The organism is Acinetobacter sp. YH12137, from assembly GCF_013418535.1.
Lineage (GTDB): Bacteria > Pseudomonadota > Gammaproteobacteria > Pseudomonadales > Moraxellaceae > Acinetobacter.
In genome coordinates, this window is record NZ_VPBW01000009.1 from 14,607 (window position 1) to 30,626 (window position 16,020).

At 40.9% G+C, this 16,020-nt stretch carries 11 protein-coding genes and 1 pseudogene; 6 read left to right on the plus strand and 6 right to left on the minus strand.

The genetic code is table 11. The features are described from left to right. Nucleotides 1–181: 181 nt before the first annotated feature. The gene (locus FTU72_RS06670; protein WP_180052589.1) at nucleotides 182–1,735 is read right to left on the minus strand and encodes a phospholipase D family protein; all 1,554 of its coding nucleotides are present in this window, start codon (nucleotides 1,733–1,735) and stop codon (nucleotides 182–184) included. Between the two features lie 120 nt (nucleotides 1,736–1,855). On the opposite strand from FTU72_RS06670, the gene FTU72_RS06675 reads away from it, so the two are divergent. From FTU72_RS06675 to FTU72_RS06695, 5 genes are all read left to right on the plus strand, one after another. Continuing rightward, entirely contained in the window at nucleotides 1,856–2,968 is a 1,113-nt protein-coding gene (locus FTU72_RS06675) for an S-(hydroxymethyl)glutathione dehydrogenase/class III alcohol dehydrogenase (RefSeq protein ID WP_166138145.1), read from the plus strand. Between the two features lie 231 nt (nucleotides 2,969–3,199). Continuing rightward, nucleotides 3,200–3,724, plus strand: coding sequence for a hypothetical protein (locus FTU72_RS06680; protein ID WP_159122907.1), 525 nt, complete (start codon nucleotides 3,200–3,202; stop codon nucleotides 3,722–3,724). Between the two features lie 538 nt (nucleotides 3,725–4,262). Next, nucleotides 4,263–5,312, plus strand: coding sequence for a 3-deoxy-7-phosphoheptulonate synthase (locus FTU72_RS06685; RefSeq protein ID WP_180011009.1), 1,050 nt, complete (start codon nucleotides 4,263–4,265; stop codon nucleotides 5,310–5,312). Between the two features lie 255 nt (nucleotides 5,313–5,567). Next, entirely contained in the window at nucleotides 5,568–6,746 is a 1,179-nt protein-coding gene (locus FTU72_RS06690; RefSeq protein WP_180011007.1) for a PilT/PilU family type 4a pilus ATPase, read from the plus strand. Between the two features lie 403 nt (nucleotides 6,747–7,149). Then, entirely contained in the window at nucleotides 7,150–8,346 is a 1,197-nt protein-coding gene (locus FTU72_RS06695; protein WP_180031188.1) for a PilT/PilU family type 4a pilus ATPase, read from the plus strand. A gap of 75 nt (nucleotides 8,347–8,421) precedes the next feature. Here FTU72_RS06695 and FTU72_RS06700 read toward each other — a convergent pair whose 3' ends face one another. The 5 genes from FTU72_RS06700 to FTU72_RS06720 all read right to left on the minus strand — a co-directional run bounded on the left by FTU72_RS06700 (nucleotide 8,422) and on the right by FTU72_RS06720 (nucleotide 15,073). Beyond that, nucleotides 8,422–9,597: an MFS transporter gene (locus FTU72_RS06700; RefSeq protein WP_179992609.1), complete on the minus strand. Its 1,176-nt coding sequence runs from the start codon at nucleotides 9,595–9,597 to the stop codon at nucleotides 8,422–8,424. Between the two features lie 252 nt (nucleotides 9,598–9,849). Further along, the gene (gcvH, locus tag FTU72_RS06705) at nucleotides 9,850–10,224 is read right to left on the minus strand and encodes a glycine cleavage system protein GcvH (protein WP_104426083.1); all 375 of its coding nucleotides are present in this window, start codon (nucleotides 10,222–10,224) and stop codon (nucleotides 9,850–9,852) included. Nucleotides 10,225–10,306: 82 nt separating this feature from the next. Next, on the minus strand, nucleotides 10,307–11,335 hold the full coding sequence (locus tag FTU72_RS06710; RefSeq protein WP_104426084.1) for an AraC family transcriptional regulator: 1,029 nt from the start codon (nucleotides 11,333–11,335) through the stop codon (nucleotides 10,307–10,309). Nucleotides 11,336–11,709: 374 nt separating this feature from the next. Beyond that, nucleotides 11,710–13,566 (minus strand): ABC transporter ATP-binding protein, encoded by a 1,857-nt coding sequence (locus FTU72_RS06715; protein ID WP_179992608.1) that lies wholly within the window; start codon nucleotides 13,564–13,566, stop codon nucleotides 11,710–11,712. Nucleotides 13,567–13,813: 247 nt separating this feature from the next. Beyond that, entirely contained in the window at nucleotides 13,814–15,073 is a 1,260-nt protein-coding gene (locus tag FTU72_RS06720) for a mechanosensitive ion channel family protein (protein WP_125278616.1), read from the minus strand. A gap of 430 nt (nucleotides 15,074–15,503) precedes the next feature. Between FTU72_RS06720 and FTU72_RS16510 the strand changes: the two are divergent. Further along, nucleotides 15,504–15,831, plus strand: a pseudogene (locus tag FTU72_RS16510) (hypothetical protein). Nucleotides 15,832–16,020: the final 189 nt, after the last annotated feature.

The window sequence follows — 16,020 nt, forward strand, 5'->3', positions numbered from 1 at the left end:
TATTGATCTGATTAATGTATAAGAAATAAGCTGAAAAATATAAGTATAAAAACCTGCTTTATAGATTTAGTCAATTTTATATTGTTCAGCTTATCACCAATAAAGATCCAAAATATCTAAAGCCAACTATCAATTAAGGAAAAATCACACTAAATGTAATTTGATTGCAATGTATTTGTCATTACATCAACCATTCTCCGGGGAATTTTGTCGCCAGATTCATCATATAACGCTGGAATTGTGTCGTTTCAGGGTCATGATTATGCTGAATCACTGAACCATTTTTCTGATGTTCCAGCCAAATGATCTCACCCTGTTTATTTAACTTCAGCTGATAAGCCATTCTGGGTAAATACTGGTTTAAGGACTTGGTAATTTCATCTTGGAGTTGATCTGATTCAATCACCAGACCGACTTCAGTGTTTAAATAGGCAGAGCGTGGATCAAAGTTAAAGGAACCGATAAATACCATGCCATCCAGATCAAAGAATTTGGCATGTAGACTGGAGCTGTTCTTATTTTTGGCCGGAATAATATTACCGGTCATAATTTCATACCAGGTCCGTTTTGGTCGTTCAATATAAGGTTTGAATTCCCAGAGCTCGACCCCATTCTTGAGCAGCTGTTTACGGTATTGCTGATAATAGGCATGAACCAAAGCGACATCATTTGCCTGGAACGAATTGGTTAAAATTCTGATTTTGACACCCTGTTGGGCACGTTTACTTAAATAATCCGCACCTTCCTGAGTAGGAATGAAATAAGAAGAAACCAGTTCCAGATGATCTTTGGGTTCACCCATAAGTTCCAGCATATGGGTATAAATATAATCGCCATTCTGGGCGCTACGACGGACCTTGGAAGGGGCATCGGCAACAAAATAGGCATTTCCCCATTTGATTGGGCGCTTTCTCAACTGCTCATCAATCTGCTGTTCAGCAATACCGACTCGGCGTTTCAATTCATTTTTATCGACTTCATCTTCTTTAAATTCAGTTCTTAGTCGTTTTAAAAGTTGTGGATTACCCGAATCATTTAGAACTTGTCGGATATCATAGCTCAGATCATCGTTCCAGAATTTGATAAAGGTCTGATTCGCATCGTGGGCTGGTTTCCCGGCAAAGAAAATATCGACATCGCTAAACTGAAAATCCTCACTAGCATCAAAATATTCACTACTGATATTCCGACCACCCGTGACCGCTGCCGTACTATCCGCAATAATCAGTTTGTTATGCATGCGCGGATTAACATATTTCATACGAAATCCGTAATCTAGGGCACGCAATTGACGGAATTTATAAGGATTAAATAGTCGGACTTCGAAATTGGGATGCTGGGCTAAGGCCAGCAGCTTATCATCCAGTTGAGTTCCGTTCTGGTCATCAATCTGAACCCGAACCTTCACGCCACGGTCTGCGGCTTTTAATAATTGGGAGAGGATCATGTTGCCAATATAGTCATCTTTCCAGATGTAATATTGCAGGTCGAGATGGTATTTGGCTTGATTAATCAGATATAACCTTGCCGCCATACTCATAAAACCGTCATATAAAGGCAGATAAGCCGTTTTCCCTTCCTGAATCTGTGGCAGTTGTTCCTCTCTGATCCAGTGGGTCGATTGTACTGGAGTAATAGCTTCTTCTTTTGCTGTATTGGGAGCTAATTCACAGCCAGAAATAGTCAGGCTAAAAACAAAAATACTTAAACATGTAATTGACGAGGGCTTAGTCATTGATGTTCCATTAGTTATAGGGGTTTTATTCCTCAACTTGTGATGTTAATGGTTGAATCTCCGAATAGAAAGAGGTTACTGTTAACCATCTGTAAATCAGTAATAAAAGGATCGTTTTACATGAAATCACGTGCAGCGGTTGCATTTGGCCCAGGTCAGCCATTAGAAATTGTGGAAGTAGATGTTGCTCCACCAAAAGCAGGTGAAGTACTGGTAAAAATTAGCCATACTGGCGTATGTCATACCGATGCATTTACCTTGTCTGGTGATGATCCGGAAGGCGTATTTCCAGCCATTTTAGGCCATGAAGGCGCGGGTGTGGTCGTTGAGGTAGGTGAAGGCGTGACGAGTCTGAAACCGGGTGATCATGTGATTCCACTTTACACAGCAGAATGTGGTGAATGTCTGTTCTGTAAATCGGGTAAGACCAACCTGTGTGTAGCGGTTCGTGCGACTCAGGGTAAAGGTGTAATGCCAGATGGAACTACCCGTTTTTCTTATAATGGCCAGCCGATTTATCATTATATGGGCTGTTCAACGTTCTCTGAATATACAGTCGTTGCAGAAGTTTCTCTGGCGAAAATTAACCCTGAAGCTAACCATGAGCAAGTGTGTTTATTAGGCTGTGGCGTGACTACAGGTATTGGTGCAGTACATAACACTGCTAAAGTACAGGAAGGCGATAGCGTCGCTGTATTTGGCTTAGGCGGTATTGGTCTTGCAGTTGTACAAGGTGCTCGCCAGGCCAAAGCCGGCCGTATTATTGCCGTGGATACCAATCCAGATAAATTCGAACTGGCTAAACAGTTTGGCGCTACTGATTTTGTGAATCCAAAAGACTATGACAAGCCAATTCAGCAAGTGATTGTGGAAATGACCGGTTGGGGCGTAGACCACTCTTTTGAATGTATTGGTAATGTCGACGTAATGCGTTCAGCACTAGAATGTGCACACCGTGGCTGGGGTCAGTCTGTGATTATTGGCGTAGCAGGTGCAGGTAAAGAAATCTCGACTCGTCCATTCCAGTTAGTGACTGGTCGTAAATGGATGGGTACGGCATTTGGTGGTGTTAAAGGTCGTTCTCAATTACCGGGCATGGTTGAGCAGGCCATGAAAGGCGAAATTCAATTAGAACCATTTGTGACACATACGATGCCATTAGAACAGATCAATGAAGCCTTTGATTTGATGCATGAAGGCAAGTCGATCCGTAGCGTGATTCATTTTGATTAAGATGATTTAGCGATTTAAACTTCATAAAGGCCGGTGAACACCGGCCTTTTTATTTTAATAATTAAGGTATATCAGATACATTTGCCTATCAAAGCACCACAGAGCTTTACCTAAAAAACACAAGGCTTCTAAGGTCATTACATGCCAGATGCTTATAGTGAATAGAAGCGTATCGATAGACGCGATTAAAACCATGTTTAAGAATCATTTTAAAGAATAAGGATAAGCTCTATGTCGAATGATAGATTTGATCGTATTAAAAATTCTCCTAAAGATGTCCGTGATGATTTAAACGCCGATCCAATTAGCGGCGAGCCAGGTGCACATCCTATTGGCACAGGCGTAGGTGCCGCCGGTGGTGCAGCTGCAGGTGCAGCAGTCGGTGCAGCAGGCGGTCCGGTCGGTGCAGCAGTAGGCGGTGTTGTTGGGGCAGTGGTCGGTGGTCTCGCAGGTAAAGGCGTAGGCGAAGCTGTGAACCCGACTGAAGAAGCAGCTTTCTGGCGAGATAATGCTGTTGAAACCCCTTATTATTCAGATGCCCGTACCACGTATAGCGATTTAGATTACGATCGTGACTATGATGCGGCCTATCGTGTCGGTTATGAAAACCGTGGGGCATATGATGCCAATACCCGTTTTGAAGATGTAGAAAGCGATCTGAAAGTAAAATGGGAACAGGCAAAAGGCCAGTCACGCTTGAACTGGGAACAGGCAAAATTTGCAGTACGTGATGCATGGAATCGCGTAACCCGTTAATTGCAAATGCCAAAACCAAGATCTAATATGCTCTTGGTTTTAAGGAAATGGGCAAAGTCTGCTGACCGTCACGACTTTGTCCATTATTAATATCTGAAAGGTTAGAATTCTAGGGCGATAAGTAAAAGTATAAATACTGATAAATATTTTTTTATATTTACTACTTGTCAAAACTGGATAGAGCGCGTATTTTAATTTCAGATTCACATTTTTATGAAAGACATAAACATGTTAAAGCAACCTATCATTTCAAACGCTTATTTTTATTTCTGGCAGTTTAGATAATTGCCTGAATGCGTTTGGGCAATGAAAAGGTTGCCCACCAGTTAATACCTGATCGGCAACCCTGATCAGGTTTTTTTATGCATGTGATTTAACAATTTTTTGGAGACAGCCATGACAAACTTTAACTATTCATACTTTAGCAACTTTTATTGGTCTTACTTTAGCCAGCTAATGACGCTTTCGACATCTTCGATTAGACCCATAACGCTCAAATAAAAGTTTGGACTGATTGCCAGTCCCAGGATTTAAAGTCATGAATATTGCACATACATCACAACAACATCAAACAGAAACCATTTTAGCTTTACCACAGCAGCTTAAGCAGCAATTGCCACTGTCTCCGCAATTGGCTGTACAAGTCGCTGAACAGCGTCAAATTATTCAAAATATTTTAGAGGGTAAAGATCACCGTTTAATGGTGATTACCGGACCATGTTCCATTCATGATGAAGCTTCCGCACTGGAATATGCAGAAAAATTAAAACAGCTTCAGGAACAGGTTTCTGATCAAATTTTCCTGGTTATGCGGGCCTATATTGAAAAACCACGTACCACCGTAGGCTGGAAAGGCTTCCTGTATGACCCAGAACTCGATGGCTCATCCAATATGCAATTGGGTCTGGAAAAATCTCGTGCACTGTACCTAAAACTGATTGGCATGAGCCTGCCGATTGCCTCAGAGATCTTAAGTCCAATGGCAACGGCGTATTTCGATGATCTATTGGCCTGGGGTGCGATTGGCGCGCGTACCAGTGAATCACAAATTCACCGTGAAATTTCCAGCCATATGCCGTACAGCATCGGTTTCAAAAATGGGACAGATGGTTCGATTCAAATTGCTCTTGATGCTATTCAGTCAGCTTCCAATCCACATCAGTTCATGGGCATGAGCCAATCGGGTCTGCCGTGTATCCTGAGCTCAAAAGGGAATCCAAAAGCACATTTGATCCTGCGTGGTTCAAATAGTGGTCCGAACTACCAGTTGTCTGAAATTGAAAAAATTAAAGCGAAACACTCAACCGATTTGCCGGCCCTGGTTATTGATTGCAGTCATGGTAATAGTTCAAAAAACCCAATGCTACAACCTGAAGTGCTGGAGCAAATCGTCGCTGAACGTTTGCACAGCAATGTGCGGGGTGTAATGCTCGAAAGTCATCTGGTCGATGGCAATCAGAAAATCTCTGAAGATATGGTTTACGGCCAGTCAGTGACTGATGGATGTCTGGGCTGGACAAAAACCGAGCAATTATTGTTAAATATGGCTGATTCACTGCGATGCGAAAGTTTAAAGCGTAGCGCTTAAACTCACGATCTTATCTTTCCTCAATTCGTTGAGGAAAGATATTATGATCGGATATGGTTGTTCAGAAGTATTTTTCTAAATGCTGAAAGCAACAATTCGATATTTTGAAAATTAAAACAATGAGTATTAAAACGATTTTAAAAAATTCATAAAAAATAATTAATTTAAAAAAATAAACAATAACAATAATTTATTAGAGGTCAGCCTGATACTGTTTTTAAACAGCGGATGAGTAATGATCCTAGGAAGCTTGCTATGTATACAACTGAATTGCTCGATGAAGCACGTAAATTTATGCACCATATGCTGACCAAAGTCGTTGAATATGGTGGTTCCGATCTTTTTATTACAGCTGATTTCCCGCCCAGTATCAAACAGCAAGGGTTAATGAAACCGTTTGGCCAGCAGAAACTCACAGCCGATAAGACCCGTTTGTTTGCTTATGCCTTGATGAATGAGCGACAGATTCAGGAATTTGAATCGGTGATGGAATGCAATTTTAGTATTAGCATCCCGGGCGTGTCGCGCTTCCGGGTTAATGTCTTCCAGCAACAGCACAATGTAGGCATGGTGATTCGGGTCATTACGACAGATATTCCAAGCTTTGAGCAGTTAGGCTTACCAGCTTCATTGCAACAGGTCATCATGCAGAAACGTGGTTTGGTGCTGGTAGTTGGTGCAACGGGTGTCGGGAAATCGACTACATTGGCAGCCATGATTGATTATCGTAATACTCATACTGAAGGGCATATTATTACGATCGAAGACCCGGTGGAATATGTCTATCAGCATAAAAACTCGATGATCACCCAGCGTGAAATTGGTGTAGATTGCGTTTCCTGGCACAATGCACTGATTAATACCATGCGGCAGGCACCTGACGTTATCGTGATTGGCGAAATCAGGGATACAGACAGTATGGAGCATGCAATTGCCTTTGCTGAATCTGGCCATTTATGTCTTGCAACACTCCATTCTAATAATGCCGATCAGGCACTGGACCGGATTATTAACTTCTTTCCAGAAGAACGCCGTAATCAGTTACTGCTAGATTTATCAGCTAATATCAAAGCCGTGATTTCTCAGCGGCTAATTCGCACTGAAGATGGTAAAGGTCGTCGGGCTGCGGTAGAAATTCTGCAAAATACTCCTTTAGTTTCTGACCTGATTCGTAAAGGTGAATTCCATGAACTTAAAACGATTATGGCTCGTTCGCGGGAACTGGGCATGCAAACCTTTGATCAGGCATTATTTGATTTATATAACCAAGGCATTATTTCTTATGAAGAAGCCTTGCGTAATGCAGACTCCAGCAATGAATTACGTTTGCAAATCAAGCTGAAGAGCAGTCGTATTAATCCTGTTTTACAGGCAGAAAATGCACAGATTTCACTTCTGGAACAGTCCAGATCGCGTGCACTTTCTCCTGATTAATCTTGGCTTTTTAATAAACAGACTACTATTCAGTTCAATAGAACTGAGTCATAAATCTTCTTTAATGGTGGCTTTTAAGCAAGGCAGTTTTAGGCCACCTATCTAATTTTTTAATTTTATCCTTACTTGCCTGGTGAATTCAGTTTCACCGTCTTGCATTTATCCTGAATATGATCTTTTTCATTGTAATATTCTTTTAAAATGAAATAGGTTTTAAAAGGCAATATATGTCTACTTAATTGATATTTAATTGAACTACATCATATAAATTTTAAAAAATATTTTCTTTATAAATCAAATCTGTTTGAGGCTTTAAAAAAAACGCTGCACAATAAAAATCAAATGATATTGGCATGAATCAAGCATTTAAATTCATGTAATTGTGTATTTCCAGGGGAAGAGAATGTTCACGGCAGAACTGTTGGACGAAGCAAAAAAATTCATGCATCACATGCTGACCAAAGTAGTGGAATATGGGGGCTCAGACTTATTTATTACCTCAGATTTTCCACCGAGTATTAAACATCAGGGCTTAATGAAGCCCTTTGGACAACAAATTCTTACTGCTGAAAAAACCAAACTGTTTGCTTATAGCTTGATGAATGATAAACAGCGTCAAGAGTTTGAAGCTGAACTAGAATGTAACTTCGCGATTACTGTACCGGGTGTATCGCGCTTCCGGGTAAATGTTTTTGTACAACAGCTTCAGGTCGGGATGGTAATCCGGACCATTACGGCAGAAATTCCAAATTTCCAGAAACTGAAATTACCAGAATCATTGAAACACGTGATTATGGAAAAACGCGGTCTGGTACTGGTTGTAGGAGGAACGGGTTCAGGTAAATCGACCTCTCTGGCAGCGATGATTGACTACCGCAATGAAAATTCGGCGGGGCATATCATTACCGTGGAAGATCCGGTGGAATATGTACATAAACACAAGAAATCCATGATTACTCACCGTGAAGTTGGAGTCGATTGCCATTCCTGGCACAATGCGCTGAAAAATACCTTGCGTCAGGCCCCCGATGTAATTCTGATCGGTGAGATTCGGGATACCGAAACCATGGAACACGCAATTGCCTTTGCTGAAACCGGACATTTATGTCTGGGTACACTGCATTCCAATAATGCTAACCAGACTTTGGACCGGATTATTAACTTCTTCCCGGAAGAACGCCGTAATCAGTTATTAATGGATTTATCTTCGAATATGAAGGCGATTATTTCCCAGCGTCTGATTCGTACTCAGGATGGAAAAGGGCGTCGGGCTGCAATTGAAATCATGTTAAATACACCTTTGATTTCTGATCTGATTCTAAAAGGTGAGTTTCATGAGCTGAAAGCCATTATGGGCAAATCTCGTGAACTGGGCATGCAGACTTTCGATCAGGCCTTATTTGACCTGTATAACGAGGGTGCGATTTCTTATGAGGAAGCATTGCGTAATGCTGATTCGACTAATGAATTACGTTTACAGATCAAGCTGAAAAGCAACCGCCAGGATAATCCTGCTGCTGGAGAAGCAACACAATTCACGATGATGCAAGAACCGAAAGCTGAAGAAAAAGAACAGGAAAATACTTCAGCATCTGAATAAATACATCTTCGTGTCAGAATTAAAACAGGCAGTTCATCTGCCTGTTTTTTTATTATATTTAGATATTAACTTGTATTAGGCAGTCTTAACTTGAACGACCAGTTTAAAGTAAACAATACTGCATAAGGTGAGTAAACTACAGAGAATAAAGGCGAACTGATAACTATAAGTCGCAATAAGCGCCCCAATCAGTAGCGAACCGACCGCAATTCCTACATCATAGAAGGTATAAAAGGTCGAAGTAGCATAACCAATCCGGTGTTTCGGTGCACGTTGAATGGCCAGTGTTTGAATGCAAGGTTGTGCGCTGCCAAAACCGATACCAATCAATACCGCAGCCAGCAGGAATCCCCCCAACGTCTGAATCTGACTGAGTAAAAAGAGTCCTAAGCTAAAGATGAGTAGCGCAGGATAAATCACATATTGTGGACCTTTGCGATCGTAAATTTTTCCGGTAATCGGACGTAAACTCATCATGGAAATGGCGAATACGACAAAGAATAAACTGGCATAAGCCATCAGGTTTTTACTGGCAGCAAAAGGTGCAATAAAAGACATGATGCTGGCATAAGAGAAAGAAATCAGAGCTGCCAGAACAGCAACAGGCAATGCTTTCTTTTCTACAACATCAGACAACACCAGTCCTTTTTTCTCAGGAATAGTTTGAATGATGTGCTCAGGCTCTTTGACCGGAATCATTAAGCAGAAAGCAAATCCGATAAAAACTAATGCAATAAGCAGCGTTGTGATCTGAAAATAAGACCAGTATTCAATCAGACTTAAGCCAATCAATGGTCCTAGAACAATACCCAGATTGACTGACATGACGTAATAGCCCATGCCTTCGCCTTTACGCTGTTCTGGAATAAACTGATTTACTACAGGGACACAGACGGTAGTCAAAATACTAAACCAGATCCCATGCAAAAAACGGATGATAAATAAGGTCGTCAACTGATCGGCAAGCAGGTAGGCTAGGGAAAATAGACTGAAAAAGATTCCAGAAACAATCAGGGTTTTACGGATACCCAATTTTTCAATAATTAGGCCACTAAATGGTCGTACAGCAATCGCTGAAATCATGAACAAGGTCATGGCCAGACCAGCTTGGGCTAAGTTTCCGCCTAATTCTTTCAGGATATAAATCGGTAAAATCGTGGTTTGTGCAAAATAGAAAATAAATAAAAACAGGTTATTGGCCAGACACAGCACAAAAGGCTTGGTCCATAAAGGCAATAGATTGGATTTCATAATTTTCCTAAATTGATCTATAGGGAAATGCTGCGATGAGCATGAATATTATTTTTATAAAGCAGCCTGAGCTATCTGATGCGAGTGATAGCAGGTACAGCAAAGACTTTAAGAAAAATGTGTGAAAAATACAATAAAATTCCGATATAAATACATTGTATTTGATGGTGAGCTTTAAATACGAAGTTTTCAATGCGTAAAAAAATCAGCCCGCAGGCTGATTCTTATTTTTCCATACTAAATCAAAGTAGCTTATAGGCCAGCTTCATATTCTGTATTAGACAATAGCTTTTCTACATCTGCCATATTGTCCGGTTTGATTTTATAGATCCAGCCTTTGCCATACGGGTCATCATTAATGAAGTCAGGATCATCTTCAAGCGCAGCATTGATTTCAACCACTGTACCAGAGACAGGTGCATGAATATCAGAAGCAGTTTTCACTGATTCAACCACGCCAGCCTGTTCGCCCGCAGTAATATGTGAGTCAAGATCTGGTGCTTCTACATAAACCAGATCACCTAATGCATCCTGTGCATGGTCGGAAATACCGGTCACAACAAGATCACCCTCAATGCGTACCCATTCATGCGTACTTGCGTACTTTAATTCTGAAGGATGATTCATTGATAACTCCCTAAAAATCTTAAGATCATTTTTGATATGTTTTATACATTCTTTTTGGCCAAAACAAAAGGTTTATCCGTGCTTATAAATAAGGATCTTTACGCCAGTTGCTCGGGCTACGACCACTCCAGCGCTTAAACGCCCGACTAAAATTGGCCACATCACTATAGCCAAGTTCATCAGCGATCTGCTCCAGAGTAAAGTCTGTACGGGATAATAAGGAAGTGGCATGCCGGTAGCGCACTTCATCCACTAGCGTAGAGAAAGAAGTACCTTCAGCGGCCAACTGACGCTTTAAGGTTCGATCCGACATATGCAGCCGTTCAGCTACGCTTTCAATACTCAGATAATGCTGTTCGGAATGAGTCAGAATATCCCGTACCCGCATGGCAATCCGGTGCCGTTCACCAAGTGCCGATAATTCAGCTTCACACTGGTTAATCGCAATCTGGCTAGCAATCGGATCAGCGTGTACCAACTTGTTCATCAGGTAGCTTTTATCAAAGCTTAAAATTAAATGCGGCTGTTCAAAACGGAACTGATGCGTAGGAAATTTCGCCATGAAGCGCTCAAAACCTTCCGGTTTTTTGAAATCAAAGTCGATTTCACCGGTTGCATCGTTAACCCCGGTAATGGCTTTGGCCATACTGATCAGGCCAATCATCAGGGCAATTGAAATTTCGGTGCGAAGCGGTTCCAGCTGAATATCAGTTTGCAACTGTACGGTTGCCTTAGCGCCAAAGGTCGAGAAAAATAGCTGCAGGAAGGGTAAACGTAACTGAATGAATCGGTTCGCTAGCACCAGAGCTTCGGTAATATTATTCGCCGTCATGATGGCATAACCGATAAAGCCATGAATCGAAATCCGCATCTGGGTACCTAAGTGATAACCCAGTGTCGGTTCACCAGTGAGCTTCAGGGCATGCTTGACCAGTTCATTGGCCACAGGGGTCGGAATACGGTAATCAGGATCTGCCAACTGTTCACTGGTCAGGCCAAAAGGCTTAAAAAGCGACTCATTATTATACCCCCAGCGGGAAATGACATCGAGAAGCAAGAGACCGTATACACCTGGAATACCTTGGTCTTGGCGTGGAGCTATTGTTTTCATGCGCGATCCGTTGCACTCATTCAAATTTTTTTATTTTCACTTCATATTGGCATGAAAAAGCCATTTTCTTGATAAAAATTGTTGGACAAAGCTGTGGCAATTTCCACAAGCAGATTTTAATCAACTTCAAGCAGAGTAGCTCAACTTAAAGTTGGAAATCAATGTAAACCAGAGATATTTTAGGGATTTAATTTTAAGCCTACAGATTTCTATTAATTCAGAATAGGGCTGTTTTTTGAATAATCTGGAATTTAAAAATGCTTGTGGAATAGTTGATATTCCCATAAAAGCAAACCGAAGCATGGCTATTCAAGTGACTCAAATAGAATGCTTCGGTTTCTGTTGTAGAGCTTAGCTACTACTGAATAGAGCGATTATGCTTCGTGTAAGTTATCAGTTTTGGCATGTTGCTGTACCAAGAACCCGCCGGTTTGACGCTGCCATAGCTGCGCATAGATTCCGTTTAAGGCCACCAGTTCATCATGCGTACCTTGCTCGGCAATTTTACCTTGATCCATCACAATCAGACGATCCATCTGCGCAATGGTAGAAAGACGATGCGCAATCGCAATAACCGTTTTGCCTTGCATCAAGTCATCCAGACTATTCTGAATAGCCGCTTCAACCTCAGAATCCAGAGCACTGGTGGCTTCATCCAGAATCAGAATCGGTGCATCTTTCAAGAATACCCGGGAAATGGCAATACGTTGGCGCTGTCCACCAGAAAGCTTCACGCCACGTTCACCTACATAGGCGTCATAGCCTCTACGGCCACGCAAATCAGTCAGATTCGGAATAAATTCTTCTGCTTTGGCCTTGCGTACAGCTTCAAACATCTCTTCATCAGTTGCATCCGGACGACCGTATTTGATATTTTCAGCTACGGTACGATGCAGCAAAGACGTATCCTGAGTGACCAGCGCAATATTTTTACGCAAACTGTCCTGAGTGACATCGGCAATATCCTGATCATCAATCAGAATACGGCCCTGATTCAGATGATAGAAATGCAATAGCAATTGAATCAGGGTCGATTTACCAGCTCCAGAACGCCCCACGATGCCGATTTTTTCACCTGGGCGAATGGTCAGATTAAACTGGTCAATGACCGGTTTTTCATTATAGGCAAAAGTGACATTATCAAATTTAATCTCACCGTGTTTTAGCTCCAGTTCTTTCGCATCTTCTTTGTCTTGAATATTGATCCGACGACCTAGAGTTTTCATCCCGTCCTGAATGGTACCGACATTTTCAAACAGGGCAGAGGTCTGCCACATCATGAACTCGGCAATACTATTCAGCTTTAATACCATCGCTGTAGTGGCTGCAATAATCCCAAGCTGCGCTTGACCTTGCATCCAGAGCCAGATTGCAGTACCCAGCACACCTGCATATAGCACAACACTCAGCATCAGAATGCTGATTTCGTATTGAGCGCCCAGACGCATTTGCTTATACACCGTAACCATAAATTCCTGCATAGAGGATTTGGCATACTGGCTTTCACGACCCGCATGCGCAAACAATTTTACGGTCTGAATATTGGTATAGGCATCAGTCACACGTCCGGTCATGACTGCACGCGCATCCGCTTGTAAGGATGAAATTTTGCTTAATCTTGGAATGAAATAGCAAGCAGCACAAATAAACAAGAATAGCCAGACCATAAGCGGCAAGATAAGTAAGGGTGAAATGGCACCCAAAACAATATTAATTGTGACGAAATAAATCAGCACATAAGCCAACATATCGCCCAAAATGACCCAGAATTCCCGGATCGCCAGCGCCGTTTGCATGACTTTGGCCGATAAACGTCCGGCAAAATCATTATGGAAGAAGTCCAAACTCTGTTTGAGCAATAAATTATGGAAGCGCCAACGCAGACGCATCGGGAAATTACTGTATAAAATCTGATGCTTGATCAGGGACTGGGCACTGGCAAACAGGATATTGGCCAGCAAGATAATACTCAATAAGGTCAGGTTGCTGGCATGTTGATCTAAAAAAGTCTCTGGCTGACTTTGACTCAACCAGTTCACCAGATCACCAATTTTTGAATACAGTAAGGCCTCAAAACTGGCTGCACCTGCGGTACACAATACTAGAATCAGCAAATAACGGCGTACCCCATAAGCTGCTTGCCAGACAAAGGGGAAAAACCTGGTGGGTAAAGGTTGATTCAGGTTTTTGGTGGGATAGGGGTCTACCAGCCGTTCAAGCCATCGAAACATTAACGTACTCTTATCATGTATTTTCTTTGCGAGGATTATAAAGGATTCTGCTTTTTGAAGTCTGAATTTGAGTGAAATTGCCACAAATGTTTAACTAAATCAAACTTTAGGTTGCAGAGCAGAAACTCATGCCAGATTTATGCCAGCTGATATGAAAACTAAAAATAAGAGCTTGAAATCGTTTTAAATACTGAGAATAAAAAAGCCCGAAATAGAGATTATGTCGGGCTTAAGTTAAGAGGTTAGTTTAAGTGATAATCGGAGATGAAGAACTCGCGTTAAAAGATTCTTTAAAATCACTTCCAGAAGGCGCCTGATAAACTTTCAATCCAAATTCCGGAATAATCGCCAGAATATGGTCCATGATATCTGACTGGATATTCTCATACTCTGCCCAAACCGTCGTATTGGTGAAAGCATAAATTTCCAGTGGCAAACCTTCGCTGGTCGGTTGTAACTGACGCACCATCAATGAGAAATCTTTGGCAATACCCGGATGCTGTTGCAGATAAAATTCCAGATAAGCGCGGAACGTTCCTAAATTGGTCAGACGGCGCTGGTTGTATTGTGAATGATGCTGGAGCTGCTGGTTAAACTTCTCTAGTTCTTCTGATTTGGTATTCAGATATTGATCCAGCAGGATAAAATTTTTCAGCTTGTTCTGTTCTTCAGCCGTCATGAAATGTACGCTGGTTTGATCAATATGAATTGAACGTTTGATCCGGCGGGCACCCGCTTCCTGCATGCCGCGCCAGTTTTTAAAGGTATCAGTCACCAGTTTATTGGTCGGAATCGTGGTCACAGTCTTGTCAAAGTTCTGCACAGTCACTGTATGTAATGACATATCAATGACATCACCATCGGCATTTAGGGTCGGCATTTCAATCCAGTCACCAATACGTACCATGTCATAAGATGAAATCTGAACCGAAGCCACCAGTGACAGAATCGTATTTTGAAAGACCAGCATCAGGACAGCGGCCATCGCACCAAAGCCAGCGAGCAAGGTGAATACATCTTTTTTCAGGAAAGTGCCTAAAATCATCAAGCCACAAACAATGAAGATGATCAGCTTGACCAGCTGTAAATAACCTTTAATCGGCTTGTTGCGTGACTTGGGATTACGCTGATAAATCAGGTTAAAGATATTCAGTAACTCACCGAGTGCCAGAGCAATGGTCAGGAAAATAAACGCCTGAGCACCCATTTGCACAAAGGTTTGCACCTTATCGGATAAATGCGGGACAGTGGTAATCCCGTTCATGATCACGATTGCCGGAACAATATTGGAAATCCGGCGAATCACACTATGTTCAGCAAAAATCTGATTATTGGCAAAGGGCATTTTGGAAATCAGTTGACGAATACCGCGTACGACAATCTGTTTGGCAAACACATTGGCAAGGATGGCCAGTAAAATCACAATACTCAGTGAAGATAACATTTCCAGCCATGGGTACTGATCGGCCCAATCTCGAATATTCTGAATAAAATTAAACTGTTCCAACTGATCTTTCTCTTTAACTCAAAAAATTTGTTAGAGTTTATAGGTTTAAACGCAATTTTTTAATCTTGGATAACCTTTTAAAACATATCTTTCTTAGAGGCTGCAAACTTAATCACTATTCAGGCATTTGTTTTTATTTTATCGGAACAGTATTTTTTTCCTTGAGGTTAATTCAGATTGAATAGATCAATGAAAATTGATTGGTTAATGGCTAGGAAATGTGAAAAATCGATAGAACAGCCTAACTTGGTATTCCTATGCTTCTTTTTAAACTTTAAAAAATTAAAAAAGGTCAGAGTGAATTAAAGAATTTGGTATAGCGTTTATTATGTTAGTTCAACATAACTTAATGTTTATTTTACATTTTATATACTTACTTTTTTTAGGGGATAGTGCTAGGATTAAAATCATATAATCTTAATCATTAAAAATGAAAAATCTTCAAATAGTTATAGCACAAGCTTACATTCCTATGAACTGGAACATATTGAGCAATCAATAAGCCATGAAATTAATAACACTATATTAGAGATAGTGGTTAATGATGAATCTTTTGAAAAAATTGATTGTTACTTGTATTCAAAAAAAGATACGAAAAAATTCTTAAAAGCTCTATACATTATGTAATAGCACTCTTAGAAAGAGCAAAGTATAGGGTAGAAAAAGCTCAGCAAAATAACGTGAGTCCTTTGCATATCTGCTTATACGTGATTAAGAAAATTGAGGGATTTATTGAATATTTACAGACTAAATTTTAGTTATTAGCGCTTTCATTTAAAGCCTGTTATATGAAATCTGAAGTTTCCACATAGGATTTGAATTGAGTGAAATTTGCTATCTATTAAAACAAGAATATGCAAAAGACAAGCTGACATAGACTTAATGAAACAGATTAAAAAAACCGGCAAGTATGCCGGTTTTTTTATTTATGCTTTTCTTTTAAGGAA